Origin of the sequence: Aliiglaciecola sp. SL4 (genome assembly GCF_041538045.1) — a bacterium.
Taxonomy (GTDB): Bacteria; Pseudomonadota; Gammaproteobacteria; order Enterobacterales; family Alteromonadaceae; genus Aliiglaciecola.
In genome coordinates this window covers 24,713-46,873 of the sequence record NZ_JBGOSE010000001.1, presented here as the reverse complement: position 1 = coordinate 46,873, position 22,161 = coordinate 24,713, and the positions used below count along the sequence as shown (strand labels likewise).

Sequence of the window (22,161 nt, the reverse complement as noted above, 5' to 3'; positions counted from 1 at the left end):
ATTACCCCTGCAAGTTATGGTCGACAACACAGTTGCGCCCTTTTTCTTTAGCAAGGTATAAACGTTCATCAGCTTTGACAAGTAAATCGTCTAGGTTGATTCCATCAGCGCCGTAATGGGAAATGCCAGCACTGAAAGTTATATTGACAGTTTGTTTATTGTATATAAACGGAGTTTCTAATAGTTTCTTACGCAAAGAATCGACTTGATGAAAACTGTCATTTGGTTTAGAGCCTTGCATCACTAACGCGAACTCTTCTCCTCCAAAGCGAGCGAGTAGATCACTTTTTCGGGTATGCTTTTGCAGAAAATTAGCCACAAAACACAGCGCAGCATCGCCACCATGATGACCGTGCAAGTCATTTATATTTTTAAAAAAGTCCAAATCAAAAAGCACGACAGACATATCAAGATTATGCCGTTTAGCATACTCACTAGTTGCAACAAACGAATCAACAAGCCTCATTCTATTGGCTAGCCCAGTCAATTTATCGGTACCGGCCAATTCCATTAATCGCTCTTCGTTAGTCTCACGATTACACTCGTAAACATGGGCTAAGGCTATCATTAGCACGCTGCTCAATACTACATTCAAAGACACAGTAACATTTAATGGAATATCGTCCGTTAGAAATTTTAAATGAAATATACAAATTCCGAGAGTCATAAAAACAATGGAAAAATAAAATCCAGGTTTTCTTCCCATTAATAGATAAGAAATCACAGGAATAGTCAAAATCCAAACATAGATCGACTGAGAAGAGTTAGGCACTGACAAGGCGAACATCATTATAGAGAAAAAGGGTAAAAGGTAGGCCATTACCCAGAATTGAAAACGTGTTGTATTCATTATTCGCCGCCACACTAAAAAGGAAAAAATTCCGTATCCCATCTCTAATCCGGCTAAAAGGTACAATCCTCGATAATTATTGATCAAACCAAAAACAAAACCTCCTATAAAGGTGATCATTAACAATACTTGCAAAACCTTGCGTCGGTATTGAGTGTTGTGGTCAAAATCACTATGCATAAATAGTCTCGTACGACATAAATAAGCCTACAGATTTACCCGTACAAGGGCAGCTAATCTATTCGCCATTTATTACTAAAAGAAACAAAAAACAATCTTGTTATAAGTGACAGTCTAATATTTTTGAAGGTAAAAGGGTATGTAATCCTTAAAGTTTAAGAATTAATCTTGACACAATCTAGGATCAGACTGCAGATTTTTGCCGCTAAGCGACTAAGTTAGGCCGCTTTATAGCAATTTTTTCCATTTTGTTTTGCTGCGTATAAGGCTTTATCCGCTCGATTAAACAATATCTCTTGATTATCGCCGAATTGATACATAGTACTGCCAATACTGCAGGAAATATTGTACTTAGATAAAACTACATTTTTACTCATAAGCCTCTGAATACGTTCAGCTATCTTACTGTTTACAAGTGCATCACTACCAGGTAAAAGACAGCAAAACTCATCACCACCAAAACGAAAAGCGTAATCACTATTTCGTAATGATTGATTTAGTACAGTTGCTACAGCAATCAAAACTTGATCGCCTTCATGATGACCAAAGGTATCGTTTACTGATTTAAATTTATCTAAATCGATGACAAGTAAACCAAAGCTTTCGCTGGCGCGTTTAGCGTGGCTAAGCAGCCTTATTAACGAATCTTGATAATGTACTCTATTACCTAAAGCCGTAAGATGATCTTTAAGAGCAAGTTGTTTAATTCTCTGAAAATCTAGGGCATTTTTTAAAGGAAACTTAAATAAACGATGCAAATCGCTGAGCATCGCGCTTTCTCGCAAGCTTAATACGTTAGAGAAAGAGTAGATTAGAGTCGCAAAAATAGTATGGCGACTTACCTGATCTAATGTTTTGTTATGTATGGATTTTTCTGTATTACCAAAGGTTAAAAAACTATCAGGATAATTAATTGTTAAGCCTTTTAGATTGATTTTTGCTTTCAACAGATGATAGAAAAGTTGAGAGAGCTCCTGTAAATCAATACTCGTAGACAGTTTCAACATGACTTGATGGGACTCAGTATGACTCAAGCCACTTTTATGAGAATCTGCGCCAAACAAATTATTGTCAGTCAATCCAGCGTCAAAAACCTGTGTCATATGCTCCAAAACGAGTGCTCCTGCCAATTTTTTGGCGAATTCGTGGCTAAATTGCCAATGAGTTAAATAGAAATGTCTTATATTTGATTATTTAGCAATCACTGTGCCATTGATCGCTGCTAAGATTAAAGTAGTTGTGTTGCTATAGTTGAGCACTGAAGTTAATCATCTTGACTTAAACCAATACAACAACAAAATTAGCGAAATAAAGAGAATAGATTTATGCATGTGGGTTTCGCAAACATATTAATATTGATGACCGTAGCCGTTTTAATTGTATGGGGTTTTAGGCGCATAAACTTGCCGCCGATACTCGCTTATTTAGCCTGCGGCGTGGCCGCGGGACCACACATGTTAGCCATCATCGATCACCCAGAAGAAATCCACTTTTTTGCCGAATTAGGCATTGTCTTTCTGCTATTTTCCTTGGGGTTGGAGTTTTCTCTTCCTAAAGTTATGGCGATGCGACACTTGGTATTCGGCATTGGTTTAGCACAAATGATAATCACAACGCTGTTTTTTATGGGCGTAGCCAGTGTATTCGGGTTTGACTTAAAAGCTGGATTAATAATTGGAGGAATGCTCGCCCTTTCTTCGACTGCCATTGTCATTAAACAAATGAGTGAAAGGGGAACCCTAAATACCACGCGAGCGCAAATGGTCGTCAGTATTTTGCTATTTCAAGATTTAGCTGTGGTTCCCTTACTTATTTTAGTGCCACTGCTATCAGATCAATCTCATACCAGCCTATGGTTTGCCATAGTAATGGCGTTATTAAAAGGCACAGTGGTAGTCGCTATTTTAATGTCCGTGGGTAAATGGCTGTTACCCAAAATATTCAATGAAGTGGCTCGGACTCGCACCGATGAACTCTTTGTACTTACCACAATTTTAGTTGCCCTTGCCGCTGCAGGTCTAACCTATTCCTTTGGATTATCCATGGCCCTAGGAGCATTCTTAGCAGGCATGATGCTAAGTGAAAGTCAGTACAGGCATCAACTAGAGGCTGATATTCGACCCTTTAGAGATATTCTCATGGGGTTGTTTTTCATCACCGTTGGCATGCGTTTGGAAATGCAAACATTGGCATCACAACTACATTGGGTGCTGCTTGGCCTAGTCATTATCATGCTATTTAAAACCTTAATCATTGCTGTTTGTGGAAAGCTATTTAAGGCAGATAAGCTCGATGCTTGGTCAACGGCCTTAAAGCTTTGTCAGATTGGCGAATTTAGCTTCATCATTGCCGCGCTGGCAGTCAACCATCAAATACTCAGTGCTGAGCAAGGCTCCCTTCTTATGGCTATCGGGGTGTTGAGCATGGCAATGACCCCGTGGCTCATTGAAAATAGCCTTTTGATGGCAAAATATATTATCGGAAAACCCCACTTACAATTAGCGCCTGAGGATGAAGATAATTACCATCCAAATATGCAAGATCACGTTCTTATTCTGGGTTTTGGCCGTGTAGGCCAATCTGTCAGCCGATTATTAACAATCGAAAAAATTCCCTATTTGGTGGTGGATTTTGACCCTGTTCGTGTCAATGAAAGCCGCAGTGCTGGACAAACCGTGGTATTTGGAGATGTCTGCCAACCAGATATTCTAAAGGCCGCAGGAATAGATACGGCTAAGCTGGTATTGATCACCTTCGATGAACATCAAAAAGCCTTGGATGTGATCAAAATTATAGCTGAAATGCATCCCCAATTACCTATAGTGGTAAGAACCAGAAAAGACTATCACTTAGAAGAACTATATGCCGCAGGTGCTAGCCAAGTTGTACCTGAAATTCTCGAAGGGAGTTTAATGTTGGTATCACAGATCCTACATTTATCCGGCATCCCCATGGCTCGGATATTAAAACGGGTGCGCTCTGAACGAAAAGACCATTATCGGCATATGCACGGTTTCTTTCCCGGAGAAACCACTGAAATTAGTCAAGGTACTAAGGATAAGCTCGAATTTATGCACGCGGTACAACTAACCGATGGAGCTTTTGCCGTTGGTAAATCAATTGCTCAACTCGAACTGAGTAAACGTAAAATTAGCATTCATGGGTTACGTCGTAACCACCATGAAATCACCAAACCAGACCTGACTCAGCCACTGCAAGCAAACGACGTTATTGTTATTTCTGGCAAACCACGGCGAGTAGAGCGTACAGAACATTTTTTATTAGAGGGAAGTTAAACGTCTATTTAATCCCGCTCCCTAAAGCGCTGACTGACCAACCTATACACCTTTAGAAAGCCAGGTTTTATAGTTACAAATAAAAATGCAGCCATGTAGGCTGCATTTGGGGATTGGCTATTAGTTGAGGGAATCAGACTAATTGCATCATCTGCATTAGCTTAGACTTTAGTTAACCAATTATGGATATCAGGTGCTTCGCCCCATTGGATTTGATTAAGCGCCTGACGCAACTTATTAGCCTTAGGACCAGCTTCCCCACTGCCCACTTGAATATCTTTACCATTATGGATTAAAGTGCCAACCGAAGTCAGAACCGCAGCGGTACCAGAAAGTGCAGCTTCAGTGCCCGGCTTGGCTACGCGCTCCAATAATTCATCAACTGAAAGGTTACGCTCACTCACTTTCATCCCTAAGTCGGCTGCTAAGGTCAGTAGAGTCGCCCGAGTAATACCATGTAAAAATGAACTATCTAAGGCTTTAGTGATGATTTCATCGCCATCTATCAAGATAAAGTTGGCAGCACCGGTTTCTTGTACATCACCATCAGGACAAAACAAAATTTGGTCAGCATTAAATTTCGCTTTGCCTTCCAATATTGGCCCTAGCGCACTAGCATAATTTCCACCACTTTTAATCATGCCCATATGAGGCGCACAACGCATACCGTCTTCGGCTAGAAGTAATCGTAATGGACGAGCGCCACCAGCAAAGTAATCCCCCACTGGTGATAACAAAACATACAGCATTGAGGTCGCTGACGGTGCAGCGGCTTTACCAATAGATGGCTCAGTACCAATATGGGTGGGTCTGATATACATTGAACCTGGAGGCTGAGGTACTTCGTCAGCGTATTTTTTTACCATATCAATAATCATTTTCGACAATTGGTTTTCATCAAAGTCGGGTAAAAACAATAATTTAGAGCTTTGCGCCATACGTTTAATATTTTCTTCCATACGAAAAATATTAACGCTACCATCTTTATGTCGAAATGCTTTCAGTCCTTCGAAACAGGTACTGGAGTAATGCAAGACATGGGCTCCGGGATGCATCTGTATACTTTCAGCGCTGACGTATTCAGCCTTACTCCAGTGATTATTTTCAAAGGTAGCAAGTGCCATTTCAGGCATAAAAACAGTTCCAAATGCAGCCATAACAGTCTCAATTCTCCAATATTTGAATAAGGTCAATTAACCGACAGAATTTAAAATTAAACCCAGCATGTAATATCTTACTGATTTTACGCTAGAAGCAGGGGCAAACACTAGCGTTGAAGAGATAAAAATGTATTTTAGTGCTCATGATTAGCTACGAGTGAGCGTGAAAACCCAAAATCGTCGAAAATTGAATCAAAGTTGCGGTGGGTTTGGTCGAAAGTGAAGCATTGTTCTAAGTTCACAGGGAATTTCGCTGGCAAAAATAATGTGTTGTTCACATAACACGGCAATGACCTTGTCTTGCCAAAATAACATCAAGCTCCGCTCTCTTTCCCAAACGGGCACATCCCATTGTTTAAACCATTGTTTTAATAACTTCGAATGAGGCGAGCCAAGTGGTTTGAATTTCAGGTTGTTGGCGCGAGAACCGATGAGTAGTTGGTCAATGTATTTTTCGTCAATATGTAAATGCCCCAAGTCATTAGGCAAGCGGGTGTTACTGGCAGTTAAGGTAAGTTTGACATCAAGCTCTGGTTTTCGTTTTTTTATACAATACAGATGTTCTCTAAAGCGTCGCAACTGGTAAAGACCTATATCAATGATGGGATTGCCATCTGGTTTGGCACCAAGAAGCTTAGGTAATTCGCCTAACACCGTTTGAGAGGGCATTTCAACTTTCTGTTCAGCCAACCAGAACCGTACTATTTGGTTTTGCCAAGCCTCAGAAAGTCTTTGTAATTTTCCGATATGGATGGCAAATCGTTGATTAACCATGGCTTGTAAATGTTTGGCATTAACCTCATCAAGCAATTGTTGTTGCTCTGCACACAACTGAGCAGACCGATTGGCGGCAGATGCTAGGTTTGGCCAGCGTCCCAATAAAGGTGGAATTATTTGGCTACGCAAAAAGTTGCGATCGAATCGGGTATCTTGATTCGACTCATCTTCTATCCATTGCAAGCCTTTTTGCTGGGCTAATTGCACAATATCCTGTTTTTCTAATTCTAAAAAAGGTCGAGCAAGGGTAATACTATTTTCATTTACTGTTGATTGCGCCATGGCAGATAAGCCTTTGGGACCAGCACCACGTTTTAATTGCAGTAAAATCGTTTCCAATTGATCTTGTACATGCTGCCCTAACAAAATCACACCATGGTGTTCAGTCATGGCTTCTAGAGCCTGATAGCGAACTTTCCTAGCAGCGGCTTCAAGCCCGCCGTTAGCACTAGCATCTACTTTCACCTGTTGAGCTTTAAACTGAATATTAAGTTCGTCACACACTTGTTGGCAGTGCTTTTGCCACTGATCAGCATTGGGACTTAAGCCGTGATTAACATGCACTGCAAGATAATGATGTGCAGGATAGATGCTTACCAATTCGGCAACTGTGACCAATAACAAGTGGGAGTCAACGCCACCGCTATAGGCAATAACAATTTGTTTGGGGGAGCCTTCTAGAAATTGAGAAACTAGCTCAGTAGTGTGGTTTTGCAGGTTCATAAGGCAAAAACCGCCTTGTAAACACAAGACGGTTTGCGAATCGCTGTAGTATTTAGGTTAACAATAACCAAAAGACATAATTCGCTCATAACGTTGTTCGAGCAATTCATCTTTGGACAAGCTCAACAATTGTGACAATTGTTGTTTAAGCGTCGCTTTAAGGTTCGCAGCCATGGCATCATGATTACGATGAGCACCACCTAAGGGTTCCTCAACGATATTGTTAATCAGACCTAAGTCTTTAATTTGTCCTGCGCTAACTCCCATAGCTTCAGCAGCTAGTGGCGCTTTTTCTGCACTTTTCCATAAAATAGACGCACAACCTTCAGGAGAAATCACCGAGTAAGTACTGTATTGCAGCATGTTGACTCTGTCACCAACACCAATGGCAAGTGCCCCACCTGAACCGCCTTCACCAATTACCGTACAGATAATAGGTACACTTAAATCGGCCATTTCTTTCAGGTTACGAGCTATTGCTTCACTTTGACCACGCTCTTCAGCGCCTACCCCTGGATAGGCTCCTGGCGTATCAATGAAGGTAACAATAGGTAAGTTGAAGCGTTCGGCCATGTGCATTAAACGCAAGGCTTTACGGTAGCCTTCTGGTTTAGGCATACCGAAGTTACGACGAATTTTTTCGTGGGTATCACGCCCTTTTTGATGTCCAATAACCATCACTGGTTGACCGTCAAAATCGGCTAGTCCACCTACTATTGCCTTATCGTCAGCAAAGGCACGATCACCGGCTAATTCGTCAAACTCTTCAAACAAACGCGGAATATAATCCAATGTATAAGGTCGCATTGGGTGTCTAGCAATTTGTGAAACTTGCCACGCTCCCAAATCGGAAAATATTTTGGCAGTCAATTCTGCGCTTTTTTCCCGCAACTTCGTGATCGACTCTTCAATACCGACATCAAACTCACCGCCCTGATTGACTAACCGTAGTTCTTCAATTTTTGCTTCTAGATCAGCGATAGGTTTTTCGAAATCAAGATAATTCAAACTCATTCCAAACCTTATATTTGTTTACAAACACACTATTGGTGTTAACTAAATTGCAGCTCTACCGCCTGTTTTGGTAGCATTTGCTGCAATTCATAAATTAATTGGTCTTCTGGTGTCACATACCACTGTGCGCCAAACGCTAAAACCATTTCAGCATCGGGATGAACAACCCGCATATTAACTGGGCAGCTCCCACCTTGATAATTCTGCAGAATTGCTTGCAGTTTAGCCACTCTTTCATCGTTACACCAGTCAGATTCTACTTCTAACCCTAAGCATTTTACATTTTTCTCTCGAGCCTGAACGATATCCATAGCGTCACGACCCGATATTGTATTGCCACCTGAGAAATCATCAAAGCTGACCTGTCCGGAAATCAGCAGAATTCGATCAGGTTGTAACAATTCTTCGTACTTCTCAAACATATCAGGGAAAAAGCGCGCATCCATTCGAGCACTTTTATCATCTAAAGTAACAATCGCCCAACGACGCCCTTTTTTGTTAGTCATCACACGCACACCGATAACTAAACCAACAGCAACAGAAGTTGTATCTTTGTTAGTGGGTTTTAAGTCCACCAAACGAGCTGAACTGTAATGTTTTAACTCTTTTTCATACTGATTTATTGGATGACCTGTCAAGTATAGGCCAAGAGTTTCTTTTTCTCCGTCTAACCATATTTTTTCTGGCCATTCAGGGACATTTGCAAACGCTTGCTCCACTTGATCCGGTTCGGTGGTTAATAAACCAAACATATCAGATTGACCATGGGATTCCGCTTTAGCATGTTGATCGGCAGCAGCTATGGCTTCAGGAAGCGTCGCCATGATACAGGCTCGATGTGGTCCTAAATTATCCATAGCACCCGCCATTACGAGCTTTTCAAGAACCCGTTTATTGATTTTTTTCAAATCCACTTTAGCACAAAAATCAAACAGGTCAGAAAACTTAGTATGTTCTTTACGGGCAGCAATGATAGCTTCGATAGGACCTTCCCCTACCCCTTTTATCGCTCCAATCCCATAAACAATACGACCTTGTTCATCTACCGTAAACTTATATTGTCCGGCATTCAAGTCAGGTGGCAATATGGTTAAGCCCATACGGTTACATTCATCTACCAAGGTGACGATTTTATCGGTATTGTCCATATCCGCTGACATTACCGCGGCCATAAACTCAGCTGGATAATGGGCTTTTAACCACAAGGTTTGATAAGACACCAATGCATAAGCTGCTGAGTGTGATTTGTTAAAACCATATCCGGCGAATTTTTCCACTAGATCGAATATTTTCATCGCGAGATCAGGGTCGATATTATTGCCTTTCGAGCCTTCAGCAAACACACTACGTTGTTTGGCCATCTCTTCTGGTTTTTTCTTACCCATCGCCCGACGCAGCATATCTGCTCCACCAAGGCTGTAACCCGCCATAGCTTGCGCTATTTGCATTACTTGTTCTTGATACAAAATAATGCCGTATGTGGGCTCTAATATTTCTTTTAAACACTCGTGTTGATATTCAGCATCCGGATAAGAAATCTCTTCTCGACCGTGCTTTCTATCAATGAAGTTATCTACCATCCCCGACTGCAATGGACCCGGTCTAAAGAGTGCTACTAAAGCGATAATATCTTCAAAGCAGTCAGGTTTAAGACGCTTAATCAAATCCTTCATACCGCGGGATTCCAACTGGAATACCGCCGTGGTCTCTGAATTGAGCAGAGTTCTAAAACTCTTAGGATCTTCTAAAGGAATGGCCGTGATGTCAATTTGTTTGCCACGACCTTCGGCAATCATATCTATGGCCCATTGAATAATCGTTAGCGTACGTAACCCTAAGAAATCGAACTTCACCAATCCCGCAGTTTCAACATCATTTTTATCGAATTGGGTAACCGGGTTTTTACCTTCATCGTCGCAATATAATGGCGCAAAGTCGGTAATCTCAGTTGGAGAGATAACCACCCCTCCAGCATGTTTACCGGCATTACGGGTAACGCCTTCTAAGATCCGTGCCATATCGATGAGGTCTTTAACCTCTTCGTCTTCTTGATAAAGCTCAGGCAATCTGGGTTCAACGGCAAAGGCTTTTTCTAAGGTCATGCCTGGATCAGACGGAATTAATTTAGAAATGCGATCCACAAAACCATAAGGATGTCCTAACACTCGGCCCACATCACGGACAACGGCTTTAGCTGCCATGGTACCGAAAGTAATAATTTGTGACACCGCCTGACGCCCATACATCTCGGCGACGTGGTCAATTACCTCATCCCGTCGGTCCATACAAAAGTCGACGTCGAAATCAGGCATGGAAACCCGCTCGGGGTTAAGAAAACGTTCGAATAACAAATCGAATTCCAAGGGATCCAAATCGGTAATATCCAAGGCATAGGCCACCAATGAACCTGCACCTGACCCTCGGCCGGGGCCCACTGGAATACCGTGATCTTTACTCCATTGAATAAATTCCATTACGATCAAGAAATAACCGGGAAAACCCATTTGGTTAATAACGGTTAACTCAATTTCCAAACGTTCGTCGTATTCGGGTCTTTTTTCAGCCCGTTCTTGTTCATCTGGGAACAAAAATTTTAAGCGTCGTTCTAACCCTTCCCAAGACACTTTCACCAAATAATCTGCATCTGACATGCCGCCGGTGGGGAATTTAGGCAAAAAGTATTTACCCAAAGTTACTGTCACGTTGCAACGCTTGGCTATTTCAACGGTATTTTGCAATGCTTCTGGAATATCTGAAAACAGCTCACACATTTCCTCGGGACTGCGCAGATACTGTTGTTCACTATAAAGTTTAGGACGACGTTTATCGTCTAGGGTATAACCATCGTGAATACACACTCTAATTTCATGAGCGGCAAAACCTTCTTTAGCGATAAAACACACTTCGTTGGTGGCCACTACTGGCAGGTCATGCTCCAACGCCCAATCAGTCGCTCGTTGAATATATTCTTGTTCACCAGGACGGCCAGTACGAGTTAATTCTAGGTAATAACAATCTTCAAAGTGGGTTTCATAAAACTGGGAAATTTGCGCAGCTAAGGGCATATTACCTTTGGTTAAAACTTGCCCCAAATCACCGGACAACCCACCAGATAAAATAATCACCCCTTCTTTATGCTCAACCAACCACTGTTTATCAATAACGGCTCTGTTTTGCACGTGACCACGTTGATAAGCTTTGGAGATCAACAGGGTAATATTTTTATAGCCTTGATTATTGCTTGCCAATAAGGTCAGTCTAAATAACTCGTCACCTAACTCTTCGCTTTGCACCCAAAAGTCAGCACCGATTATGGGTTTGATCCCATTTGCATGGGCGGCATCATAATACTTTACCAACCCGCACATATTCATTTGGTCGGTAATTGCCACAGCGGGCATGCCCATTTCTTTTACTTTTCCAAGGATAGGCTTGATCTTATTCAGCCCATCCATCATCGAGTAATCAGAATGAACCCGCAAATGTATAAAATTCACAGCGTCTTGAGAAACTTCAGACTGCATGGATAACTCCATTTTTTTGTATCAAAACCTGTTGTACAGGTTTAAAACTCATACGGTATTCTTTGGTGGGTCCAAGTTCAGCCAAGCGCAGCAAATGTGCTTTGGTTGGATAACCTTTATGTTGATTAAAGCCATACTCTGGATATTGTAAATGTAATTCTGCCATTTCCCTATCCCGGGTCACTTTGGCAATAATAGATGCAGCTGAAATCTCAGCAACACTACCATCACCTTTAACAATAGCTTCACTCGCGTATTGCCAATCTGGACATCGATTTCCATCTACTTTGACGAAATCAGGTTGAATTGACAAGCCTTCTACTGCGCGTTTCATTGCTAACATGGTGGCATGTAAAATATTGAGTTGATCAATTTCTTGCGGATTTGCCCGTCCTATCGACCAAGACGATGCATTTTCAATAATTTCATCAAAGAGTAAATTGCGTTTTTTTTCACTTAACTTTTTAGAATCATTTAATCCTAGAATAGGCTTGTTAGGATCCAATATTACTGCAGCGGTGACAACATCGCCCACTAAAGGACCGCGGCCAACTTCATCAACTCCGGCAATCAAATAGTTATCACTCATATTGAGCACCGATTAATTTTAAGACTGCCGTAGCGGCTTGTTTATCCGCATCTTGTTTTAACATTTTATGTAAACCCACAAATTCCTCGGGTATTTTTAGGCTATCACCTGCAAACATTGGGATAAGGTATTCGGAGATGGTCTCTGGATTAACGTCTTCTTGCAACAGTTCAGGGACTATGGGTTTATCAGCTAATACATTTGGTAGCGAAAAATAATTGGGTTTATACATGACTTTCATTATTTGATGGGTAAGCCATTTTAAACGATAGGCAACCACCATAGGGCGCTTACATAACATTGCTTCAAGGGACGCAGTCCCTGAGGCGAGTAAAATGCCATCGGCAGCAATCATAACGTTTCGAGATTGCCTCATAAGCACAGAAATATGCATGTTCTTGGGATAGTCAGACGAGTTCTTAAATGCAGATACGATGTCTTCTATTTGATTTTTCCGAAGTTCGTTAACCGCTGGAATAACCACATGTAAATCTTCTACTGTCGCGCACACTTTACTGGCACTTCGCAAAAAAACCTCAAGCAACATGTTCACTTCACCCGCGCGACTGCCCGGCAACAACGCCAGTACTTTCGCGTCTTTACTCAAGACTACGCCATCTAATTGCTGGCGAGCGAGAGTTTGACTAGGATAAATGTCAATGTCGTCAGCCATAGTGTGACCAACATATTGGCAGGGAAAGCCATGTTTGTCATAAACGGCTTTCTCAAATGGGAAAATACTGAGCACCAAATTGGTGGCCTCAGCGATGCCGTAAATTCTGTTTTCACGCCAAGCCCAAACCGTTGGGCTCACATAATGAACTGTTTTCACGCCTAACTTTTTGAGTTTCTTTTCTAAGGGAAGGTTAAAATCTGGCGCATCAACACCGATAAAAACATCAGGTGGATTATCTGTAAAATGTTGCAGTACCGTTTTTCGAATAAATAATAGGCGACGAATGCGAGACAGTACTTCCACTATCCCCATCACAGAAAGCTCTTCCATTTCAAACAAAGTAGAACAACCTTGCTCGAGCATATTCGGCCCAGCAATTCCTTCAAACTGTGCATCTGAGTGAATAGCTAGTATCTGTTTTATCATACCAGCAGCTAATACATCACCAGAGGCTTCCCCGGCAACGATAGCAATTTTTAATGGACGCTTAGACATATCAGATTGGCTCGCAGTTAGCGATAAAACTAAACACTAGAATGTAAACTAGGATTAGCGGATGATTCCTCGACTGGAGTTTGCAACGAACTCTGCCATTAATCCCACTTCTTTTGTGGTTTCGGCCATTTTGCGTAACTCTTGCACGGCTTCTTCGGCGCGGTTGCCACTGCGGTAAAGCACTTTATAAGCACGTTTAATACTCATTATTACCTCTTTATCAAACCCTCGGCGACGTAAGCCTTCAGAGTTAATCCCTGCCGGTGTATTGTCGATTCCGTTGATCATTACATAAGGAGGAATATCGCGCAATATAATCCCACCGCCTCCGGTAAAACTATTAGAACCAATTTTGCAGAACTGATGTACAGCCGTGTTACCACCTAAGATAACAGAACTGCCAACATGCACATGTCCAGCTAGAGTTGCATTATTAGCAAAGATATTATCATCGCCAATAACACAATCATGGGCGACATGAGCATAAGCCATAAATAGATTATTGGAACCTATTTTGGTTAGGGATTTGTCTTGAACAGTACCTCGATGAATAGTAACTGATTCTCGAAAAACATTATTATCACCGATTTCTAGTCGTGTTTTCTCGCCAGCATATTTTTTATCCTGGCATTCTTCACCTATGGAACCGAATTGGAAAAAACGATTGTTTTTACCAATTATACATGGGCCTTTAATAACCACATGTGACTCAACAACCGTTCCACTTCCTATCTCGACATCTTCACCAATAAGGGAATAGGGACCAATTTCAACGTCTGATGCCAATTTAACAGACGGATGCACAATAGCTGTATCATGGATCACAGGTTACATCTTCCTCATTGCACACATAAATTCAGCTACGCATGCTTCTTGACCATCTACGCTGGCTACGCCTTTGAATTTCCAAATACCGCGCTTTTCTTTGACCACACATACATCGAAATCTAATCTGTCACCGGGAACAACCGGGCGTTTAAAGCGAGCGTTATCTATACCGGCGTAGAGGTATAACTCATCACTATTACCTGCAGTTTTAAACCCTAATATGCCAGCAGCTTGCGCCATGGCTTCAAGAATTAACACACCAGGGAATATGGGTTTTCCGGGGAAATGACCGGTGAAACAAGGCTCATTAAAGGTAACATTTTTATAGGCTTTAATGGTTTCACCTAAAACGTACTCAGTCACCCTATCAATCAACAGAAAAGGATACCTATGGGGTAAAAGTTCCATGATTTCTTCGATTTCGATAGCGTTCAAATTGTCGGCCAAAGGCTGATCTCCTTTAAGAAGTAATGGGTGTCAACCCAATCACTTTGTAGTTTGTTGTTTTTCTAAAACTTTGACACGTTGAGCAATAGACGAAATTTTCTTGAGTTGAACCGCATTTTTACGCCACTCTAGATTTGGCACCGCTGGTATACCAGAGGAATACAAGCCAGGTTCAGTTACACTTTTCGTAACCATACTCATTCCAGTAAAGTGTGAGTTATCACAGATTTCAATATGTCCGTTAAAGCCACATAAACCTGCAACACTACAATTCTTGCCCACTTTTGTACTACCGGCGATAACTGAACATGCTGCCATAGCCGTGTTTTCGCCTATTTCTACGTTGTGTGCAATTTGTATTTGATTATCAATTATCACACCATCTGCGATAATCGTGTCTTCTAGAGCACCGCGATCGATTGTAGTACTTGCCCCAATCTCTACACGATCCCCAATAACTACACGTCCCAACTGAGGGATTTTAATCCATTTACCCTTTTCATTGGCATAACCAAAACCATCACTACCAATAACAGTAGCAGATTGCACTAAACAGTTTTCGCCCATAATCGTGTTGTGATAAAGGGTGACATTAGCCCAAATTTTGGTTTGGCTACCTAAACGGCAATTTTTACCAACAAAGCTACCCGCGCCTATTTGAACATTGTCGCCTAGCACAACCCCTGTTTCGATGACGGCTTGGGCTCCCACGCTCACATTATCACCCATTATGACGTCATCTGCGATAACGGCTGATGGGTGAATACCTGATGCGGCATCGGGAGTCGAATCAAGTGCCTGTGCAATTAACGCGAATCCTACATATGGATTTGCATGAACCAGCGCTGTACATGGGCAATTGGATAACTCATCTGGATGTAAAATAACAGCCTGTGCTCTGGTGTCAGCCAGATCACTACGATACTTGCTATTCGACAAAAAGGAAATCTGACCAATGCCCGCATTTGCCAATGTACTCAAACTATTAATCTGGGTATCTTCAGTATCATTGCCAGATAAATGGATGGTAGCACCAATAAGATCTGCCAATTGTTTTAAACTGAGTGACTGCATACAGGCTCCGGTAGTTACTTCATTTGACTAACTTTTTTCAATACTTTTTCAGAAATATCATATTGAGGAGTTGCAAAAACTACGGCTTGTCTATCTAAAACCATATCAATTTTTTCTTCTGTAACAACGGCTTGGATAGCTTGTTGAAGAATAGTCACAATTTTAGTGTTTTCTTCTTGTCTACGTTGTTGAAGTTTTTCTTGTAAAGGTTTTGCAAGTGCTTCAAATTCAGCGTTAGCAGCTTGTAAACGCTCTTGTTCTGCTTTGATTTGCGCTTCACTCATAGTGGGTGCGTTTTTCTTAAGTGATTCAAGATCTGTAGCGATCTTCTGACGCATAGCATCCACTTTTGAACCTTCGTCTTTAAATTCAATTTGTAACGCTTGTTGGCTAGCAATTGCTTGCGGCATTTGCTGAATCACAGCTTCACGGCTTACAACAGCAATCTTCTGCTCTGCGAAAGCAGCTGAACTTAATAAAGCACTACTTAAAAGTGCAGTAACAACTAAGGTTTTAAATATTTGTTTCAAGGGAAACTCCTTTCTGGTTTAAATTACGTTCTTAGCTCAAGCTAAGTATTTGATTAAGAATCTTTGTTTAAAATAGCGTTTAAAACGTTTGTCCAATGTTGAAAGAGAAGAATTTTACGTCGTCTCCAACACGTTCTTGTAAAGCTCTAGAGAAACTAAACACCATTGGTCCCATTGGCGAAAGCCATTGTACAGAAACTCCGTAAGAAGCTCTATAGCGAGTCCAATCACCATAATCGGCTACTGGATCTTCGCTTATCTGAGTTAAATCACGATATAAACTATAGTCAAATTCAGTATCCCACACATTACCGGCATCAAGGAATAAACTAGAGCGCACTGAATTATCAAACTCTTCACCTACAAAGGGGGTAGGCACAATTAACTCTACGCCACCAAGTAACATCGCGTTTCCACCTAAGGAACGAGAAGATACGGCAACTTGATCAGATTCGGGACCTAACAAGATAATGTCGCCGTCAGGACCAATAATACTGGTTGGCGCTAACTGCACTCCGCGGGGTCCAACGGTATTATTTTCGAAGCCACGTAAGGTATCGCTACCACCTGCAGTAAAGTTTTGAGTGAATGGTAATATCTGTTCGATCCCATTTGTTTCACCATAACCGTTACCGTAACCTGCACGTAATCGAGTTAGTACAGACCAGCGCTGATCGCGCGTTAGAGGGAAGTAGAATTTCGTATCAAAAATAGATTTGAAATAATTTACATCCGAATTCGGGGTCGTAATACTAAATGAAGCACTTTGTGACGAACCAGCCGTGGGGAAAATCCCTCGGTTTAAGGTACTACGAGTCCATGACACTGAAGCTAAGAAACTAGAATAATCAATAGGCGCATCTGGATCTTCTTCGTTGACAAATTGGTTATAGAAACGATCGGTTTGCTCGTAGTTGCTACGTCGAGATAGCTCAACATCACTGAAGCTCAGGCCAAAGTTAATACGGTTAAATTCGTTAATTGGATAACCCGCATTAATACCAATAGAATATTGTTTACTGTTGTATTGAACGAGGTTTGCACTACCAGCATCAAACTCACTGTATGAGATATTGCCACCCAAACTGATGCCATCAATGGTGAAATAGGGGTCTGTGTAAGATAACTGTATACTTTTTTGATAGGAAACCGTACTCACATTAAATGCTAAGCGCTTACCCGTTCCTAAGAAGTTATCCTGCTGAATACCCGCTTGTAAGCTTAGTTTTGTCCTATCACCGTAACCCACACCGGCATTAAATGAACCTGACGCTTGTTCTTTCACTTTATACACCACGTCAACTTTGTCATCTTCACCTGGTAAACGAATGGTTTCGAAATCCACTTCTTCCATATAGGTCAAACGTGACAAGTTATTTTTAGATGACTCCAAAGAGCTATTTGATAACCAAGTACCTTCCATCTGACTCACAGACTGACGTAGTACTTCATCAGCGGTAACGGTATTCCCTTCAAAGGTGATGCGGTTCACGTAAATACGCTTACCAGGGTCCACCGATAAGGTTAATTTAACGGTTTTATCTTCATCGTTTATTTCTGGAATGGTAGTAACAGTAGGATAAGCATAACCAAAACGACCCAGGTATTTACTGAAGAACTCTTCAGTGTATGTTACCTCAGCTTGGTTATACAACTCGCCAGCGGTAAGAGGTAATACTGCTCGCATATACTCTTCATTACCCAGCAAATCACCAATCAAATCCACTTCGGAGATGGTGTATTGTTCACCTTCAGAGATATTCATTGTGACATAAATACCGTCTTTTTCTGGTGTCATGGAAACCTGTGTTGAGTCTACTTGATAACGTAAATATCCGCGATCCAGATAGTAACTTCTTAAGGTTTCCATATCACCAGATAAGGTTTGCTTTTGGTACCGCGTTTCAGACAAAAAGTCCCACCATGGTGTATCGAATTTTAATTCCATTTGTCTAAGTAACTCAGCATCAGAGAACACTTCATTACCCACAATATTAATTTGTTGAATTTTGGCAGAGTCGCCTTCTTCAAACAGTAACTTCAAATCGACTCGATTACGAGGCAGTGGGGTTACAATGGCACTTACGTCAGCATTGTATTTACCAATGCTGTAAAAAAAGTCCTTTAAGCCGTTTTCTATTCCAGTTAAAACGGTTTTATCTAATGGCTCACCGACGCGGATATTATTGCCGTCCAAACTTTCTTGTAATTGTTCATCTTTTATATCGTCATTGCCGTCAAAGATAATATTACTGATGGTAGGTCGCTCTTTTACCTTAACCACCAAAGTGTTGCCATCACGAAGAATTTCGATACTTTCAAAGTGAGTAGATGAATACAGGCTGCGAATCAACTGAGCCGAGCGGAAGCTATTCATGGTATCACCTACTTGCACAGGCAAATAGGTCAGTGCGGCTCCCAAAGCAACCCTTTGTAAACCTTCAACTTTGATGTCGGATACGACAAACTCTTGGTCTGTAGCAGCTAATGCAAAGCTAGCACTGGACCATATTAATCCGGCTACAACTAACTGTTTAAACTTCATTTATTAATATTCTTCCTAAGCACTCATAGCCTACTTCGGCAATGTAGTTTGTGTCATCCACACTATAAACGCGCAATGTCATTATAAAAAGCTACTGTCATTAACAGTAACAAGATGATCCCGCCAATTTTAAATCCAACTTCCTGCACGGATTCCGGAACCGGTCGCCCAGTTAAAAGCTCTATAAAATAATAGAGTAAGTGCCCACCATCAAGCACTGGAAGAGGGAAAAGGTTAATAATTCCCAAATTCACACTAATTAGCGCTAAAAAGCTCAAAAATGCAACAATCCCAGCGCTAGCAGTCATACCCGCCCCCTGAGCTATCGATATGGGCCCACTTAGGCTTTTAACCGAAACATCACCGGTAAAAAGCTTACCAATCATGTTAAAACTCAATGTTACGAGTCGCCAAGTTTCACTTATTCCTTCAGATAGACCTTCAATTGGACCGTATTGTTTGTGAAATAAATATTCTTCAGGATAAGGTTCTAAATAGGTTATTACCCCTAATAAACCTGTATCAGGATCATCTGGTTTCACACCAATAGTCGCTGCTACCTGCTGCTCAACTCCATTTCTATCTATGGTGATAGTAACATTTTGTTTTGGGTGCTGCTCTATCAGCTCAACTATTTGTTCCCAATTTGCCACAGTAGTTCCATTAAACTTGAGAATAATGTCATTCACTTGCAATCCAGCTTGGGCTGCTGGCGAAGATTCGCTGACTAAAGCCAGCTGTTTTGTGGGATTGGTTCGAAATGGAGCAAACCCTAAGCTCGCCATTGGAGAAGTGGTTTCTGGGTCAAATTGCCAGTTTGTTAAGTCTAAATCTAATACTTTACTGTAACCACCTTTGCTTATTACTTGCACTTGAGTGTCAGAATTACCAATAAGCCGCATAACTTCATAGTTTACTGCTTGCCAATCGTTGGTTTCATGCCCAGAAATATGAGTAATTTGATCTCGCTCTTCGAAGCCTGCTTGAGCAGCAATAGAATTAGGCTCAATATTGCCAACAATGGGCTTAACGGATTGTTCGCCAATCAACAACATCAAATAGAGCGCAAAAATCGCAAAGATAAAGTTGACCATTGGACCGGCGGCAACAATGGCAATGCGTTTGAGTACATGTTGTCGGTTAAATGCGTAGGGTAAATCGGCTTCACTGACCTGCTCTACCCGCTCATCGACCATTTTAACGTAACCACCTAAGGGAATAGCGGCAATAACATACTCAGTCCCAAGTTTATCGGTACGTGACCATAACGCTTTACCAAAACCAATGGAAAACCGTTCCACTTTCACGCCACATCGACGCGCAACCCAAAAATGTCCCCATTCATGGACGGCAACAAGTATCCCAAGGGCAACAACAAATGCGGAAAGGTTACGAATAAACTCAAAAATCAAACTATGCTTCCTATAAATTGTTTTGCAAGGATCCTAACCTCTTTATCTACAGCCAAAATCCCCTCTATGTCGTGCAATTGTTGCTGTTCGATGCGCTGCAGCATTTCTTCATTTACTTGCGCAATTTGAGTAAAGCCTATTTGCTGCGACAAAAATGCCTCTACAGCCACTTCATTGGCAGCATTTAATGCGGTTGTTGCATGTTGTCCTGCATCACAGGCATCAATTGCCAGTTTCAAGTTTGGGTAACGCTGAAAGTCAGGAACCTGAAAACTAAAATCGGCTAACGTGGAAAAATCTAACGGCTTGACCCCTGCAGAAATACGATTAGGAAAGGCTAAGCAGTGAGCAATTGGTGTTTTCATATCCGGGTTGCCCATTTGTGCCAGCACTGAGCCATCAGCATATTGCACCATGGAATGAATTATACTTTGCGGATGCAATACTATTTGAATATCTGACGATTTTAAGCCAAATAGCCATTTTGCTTCGATAAACTCTAACCCCTTATTCATCATAGTGGCCGAGTCTACAGATATTTTTCGCCCCATATCCCAATTAGGATGGGCACAAGCCTGGTCTGGGGTAATATCTTGAAAGCGATCTAAAGCACGATTTAAGAATGGGCCACCAGAACCGGTTAACAATATTTTGGCGATACCTGATGTAGCTAAATCTCCATGTTCGAAATCTCTGGGGAGACATTGGAAGATAGCATTGTGTTCGCTGTCGATTGGCAACAATTGCGCGCCGCTTTTATTCACTTCTTGAATAAAAATATCGCCACACATTACCAATGCTTCTTTGTTCGCCAACATAACTTTTTTACCCGACTTAACTGCCGCTAATGTGGGTAATAAACCTGCTGCACCAACAATTGCAGCCATGACACTATCGACATTAGAAGCAGACGCAACTTGACACAAGCCTTCTTCACCTACTAATAACTCACAATTTAACTGAGCGCTTTTCACTGCCTGTTGAGCAGTCCCGTAAGATTTCGCATCTGAAATGACGAGATAATCGGGCTGAAACTGAGATGCTTGAGAGATGAGTTTGTCAACATTGGAGTGGGCAGTTAATGCAACCACATTGTACTTTTCAGGGTGAAGTTGAACAACATCTAATGTGCTTTGACCGATAGAGCCTGTAGCCCCCAAAATCGCGATATTCTGCATTATGCCATCCACAAAACATAGCAGTACGCAAACACTGGAAATGCAGCAGTGAGACTATCAATGCGGTCCAAAATTCCACCATGACCTGGCAGTATTTTACCGCTATCTTTTATTCCTGCGCAGCGTTTAAACATACTTTCATTTAAATCACCTAATGCGGAAACGCCTACCGTCAAGCCACCAATTAAAACATGCATCCAAATTCTCCCTGGATCTACTTGGTAGTGCAGAGCAGCAAAAGCAATGATTGCCGTAGAAGCTGCGATGCCGCCAGCTAAACCTTCAAGGGTTTTTCCCGGAGAAACATTAGGACGCAATTTGTGACGTCCAAATTTAACGCCCACAAAAAAGGCTCCAATATCTGCGGCCCAAACAATTCCTAATACATAAAAGATGAGTGACACGCCATACAATGGGTCGATGTCGTACATGTGTGAGCGTAGGGAAACGATGGCAACAAAGGTAGGAATTAGTGTAAATACGCCGAATAAGCAGCGTATGGCCTTACTGGTTCGCCATATTGATGAAAAGCGCGGATACGCAATTATCATGAGTAAGGAAACAAACCACCAAATTGCTGCTACACCTAGAATATATACGTACAGGCTATTTAGTGCACCTTGATACCAAATATTTTGTGTTGGTACCCAGTAAACTAAGAAAAGGCAACAAGAAAGAATGAAAAACGCATAAATTGCTTTTTGCGGTCTAGGCTTAATACTCGACATATTAGCCCATTCATATCCACCTAAACCGACCACTAGGGCTATAAATAATTCAAAGCCCAGTAATGGTAGAAATAAAATACAAATTAACGCTAGAGGAGCTAAAATAACTGCTGTAATTATTCGCTGTTTTAACAT

The 22,161-nt window shown here is 41.5% G+C and carries 17 protein-coding genes; 1 reads left to right on the top strand and 16 read right to left on the bottom strand.

Going from position 1 to position 22,161, the window contains the following annotated elements; all coding sequences use genetic code 11:
• Position 1: 1 nt before the first annotated feature.
• Positions 2–1,030 (bottom strand): GGDEF domain-containing protein, encoded by a 1,029-nt coding sequence (locus AB6T38_RS00215; RefSeq protein WP_372545261.1) that lies wholly within the window; start codon positions 1,028–1,030, stop codon positions 2–4.
• 218 nt (positions 1,031–1,248) lie between these two features.
• The gene (locus tag AB6T38_RS00210) at positions 1,249–2,133 is read right to left on the bottom strand and encodes a GGDEF domain-containing protein (protein WP_372545260.1); all 885 of its coding nucleotides are present in this window, start codon (positions 2,131–2,133) and stop codon (positions 1,249–1,251) included.
• Between the two features lie 222 nt (positions 2,134–2,355).
• On the opposite strand from AB6T38_RS00210, the gene AB6T38_RS00205 reads away from it, so the two are divergent.
• Complete coding sequence (locus AB6T38_RS00205; protein ID WP_372545259.1) at positions 2,356–4,326, top strand: monovalent cation:proton antiporter-2 (CPA2) family protein; 1,971 nt, start codon at positions 2,356–2,358, stop codon at positions 4,324–4,326.
• 161 nt (positions 4,327–4,487) lie between these two features.
• Here AB6T38_RS00205 and AB6T38_RS00200 read toward each other — a convergent pair whose 3' ends face one another.
• From AB6T38_RS00200 to AB6T38_RS00135, 14 genes are all read right to left on the bottom strand, one after another.
• Positions 4,488–5,483, bottom strand: a complete 996-nt coding sequence (locus tag AB6T38_RS00200; protein ID WP_372545258.1) for a branched-chain amino acid aminotransferase — start codon at positions 5,481–5,483, stop codon at positions 4,488–4,490.
• A gap of 195 nt (positions 5,484–5,678) precedes the next feature.
• Positions 5,679–6,986 (bottom strand): tRNA lysidine(34) synthetase TilS, encoded by a 1,308-nt coding sequence (gene tilS / locus AB6T38_RS00195; protein WP_372545256.1) that lies wholly within the window; start codon positions 6,984–6,986, stop codon positions 5,679–5,681.
• Positions 6,987–7,043: 57 nt separating this feature from the next.
• Entirely contained in the window at positions 7,044–8,000 is a 957-nt protein-coding gene (accA, locus tag AB6T38_RS00190; protein ID WP_348492518.1) for an acetyl-CoA carboxylase carboxyl transferase subunit alpha, read from the bottom strand.
• A gap of 38 nt (positions 8,001–8,038) precedes the next feature.
• Positions 8,039–11,458 carry a DNA polymerase III subunit alpha gene (gene dnaE, locus AB6T38_RS00185; RefSeq protein ID WP_372546026.1) on the bottom strand — a complete coding sequence of 1,140 codons (3,420 nt, stop codon included), beginning with the start codon at positions 11,456–11,458 and terminating at the stop codon, positions 8,039–8,041.
• A gap of 55 nt (positions 11,459–11,513) precedes the next feature.
• A complete protein-coding gene (gene rnhB / locus AB6T38_RS00180) occupies positions 11,514–12,113 on the bottom strand; it encodes a ribonuclease HII (protein WP_372545255.1) in 600 nt (199 codons plus the stop codon).
• Positions 12,106–13,284 carry a lipid-A-disaccharide synthase gene (gene lpxB, locus AB6T38_RS00175; RefSeq protein WP_372545254.1) on the bottom strand — a complete coding sequence of 393 codons (1,179 nt, stop codon included), beginning with the start codon at positions 13,282–13,284 and terminating at the stop codon, positions 12,106–12,108. The genes rnhB and lpxB overlap by 8 nt, the downstream gene beginning before the upstream one ends.
• A 54-nt stretch (positions 13,285–13,338) precedes the next feature.
• On the bottom strand, positions 13,339–14,109 hold the full coding sequence (lpxA, locus tag AB6T38_RS00170; RefSeq protein ID WP_372545253.1) for an acyl-ACP--UDP-N-acetylglucosamine O-acyltransferase: 771 nt from the start codon (positions 14,107–14,109) through the stop codon (positions 13,339–13,341).
• Between the two features lie 3 nt (positions 14,110–14,112).
• Positions 14,113–14,559, bottom strand: coding sequence for a 3-hydroxyacyl-ACP dehydratase FabZ (gene fabZ, locus AB6T38_RS00165; RefSeq protein WP_348492524.1), 447 nt, complete (start codon positions 14,557–14,559; stop codon positions 14,113–14,115).
• Positions 14,560–14,598: 39 nt separating this feature from the next.
• On the bottom strand, positions 14,599–15,633 hold the full coding sequence (gene lpxD / locus AB6T38_RS00160; protein WP_372545251.1) for a UDP-3-O-(3-hydroxymyristoyl)glucosamine N-acyltransferase: 1,035 nt from the start codon (positions 15,631–15,633) through the stop codon (positions 14,599–14,601).
• 14 nt (positions 15,634–15,647) lie between these two features.
• Complete coding sequence (locus tag AB6T38_RS00155) at positions 15,648–16,163, bottom strand: OmpH family outer membrane protein (protein WP_372545250.1); 516 nt, start codon at positions 16,161–16,163, stop codon at positions 15,648–15,650.
• A 79-nt stretch (positions 16,164–16,242) separates the two neighbouring features.
• Positions 16,243–18,708, bottom strand: a complete 2,466-nt coding sequence (gene bamA, locus AB6T38_RS00150; RefSeq protein ID WP_372545249.1) for an outer membrane protein assembly factor BamA — start codon at positions 18,706–18,708, stop codon at positions 16,243–16,245.
• A gap of 62 nt (positions 18,709–18,770) precedes the next feature.
• Complete coding sequence (gene rseP / locus AB6T38_RS00145; protein WP_372546025.1) at positions 18,771–20,117, bottom strand: sigma E protease regulator RseP; 1,347 nt, start codon at positions 20,115–20,117, stop codon at positions 18,771–18,773.
• The gene (gene ispC, locus AB6T38_RS00140) at positions 20,117–21,298 is read right to left on the bottom strand and encodes a 1-deoxy-D-xylulose-5-phosphate reductoisomerase (protein ID WP_372545248.1); all 1,182 of its coding nucleotides are present in this window, start codon (positions 21,296–21,298) and stop codon (positions 20,117–20,119) included. Before ispC ends, rseP begins: the two co-directional genes overlap by 1 nt.
• Entirely contained in the window at positions 21,298–22,161 is an 864-nt protein-coding gene (locus AB6T38_RS00135; RefSeq protein ID WP_372545247.1) for a phosphatidate cytidylyltransferase, read from the bottom strand. The genes ispC and AB6T38_RS00135 overlap by 1 nt, the downstream gene beginning before the upstream one ends.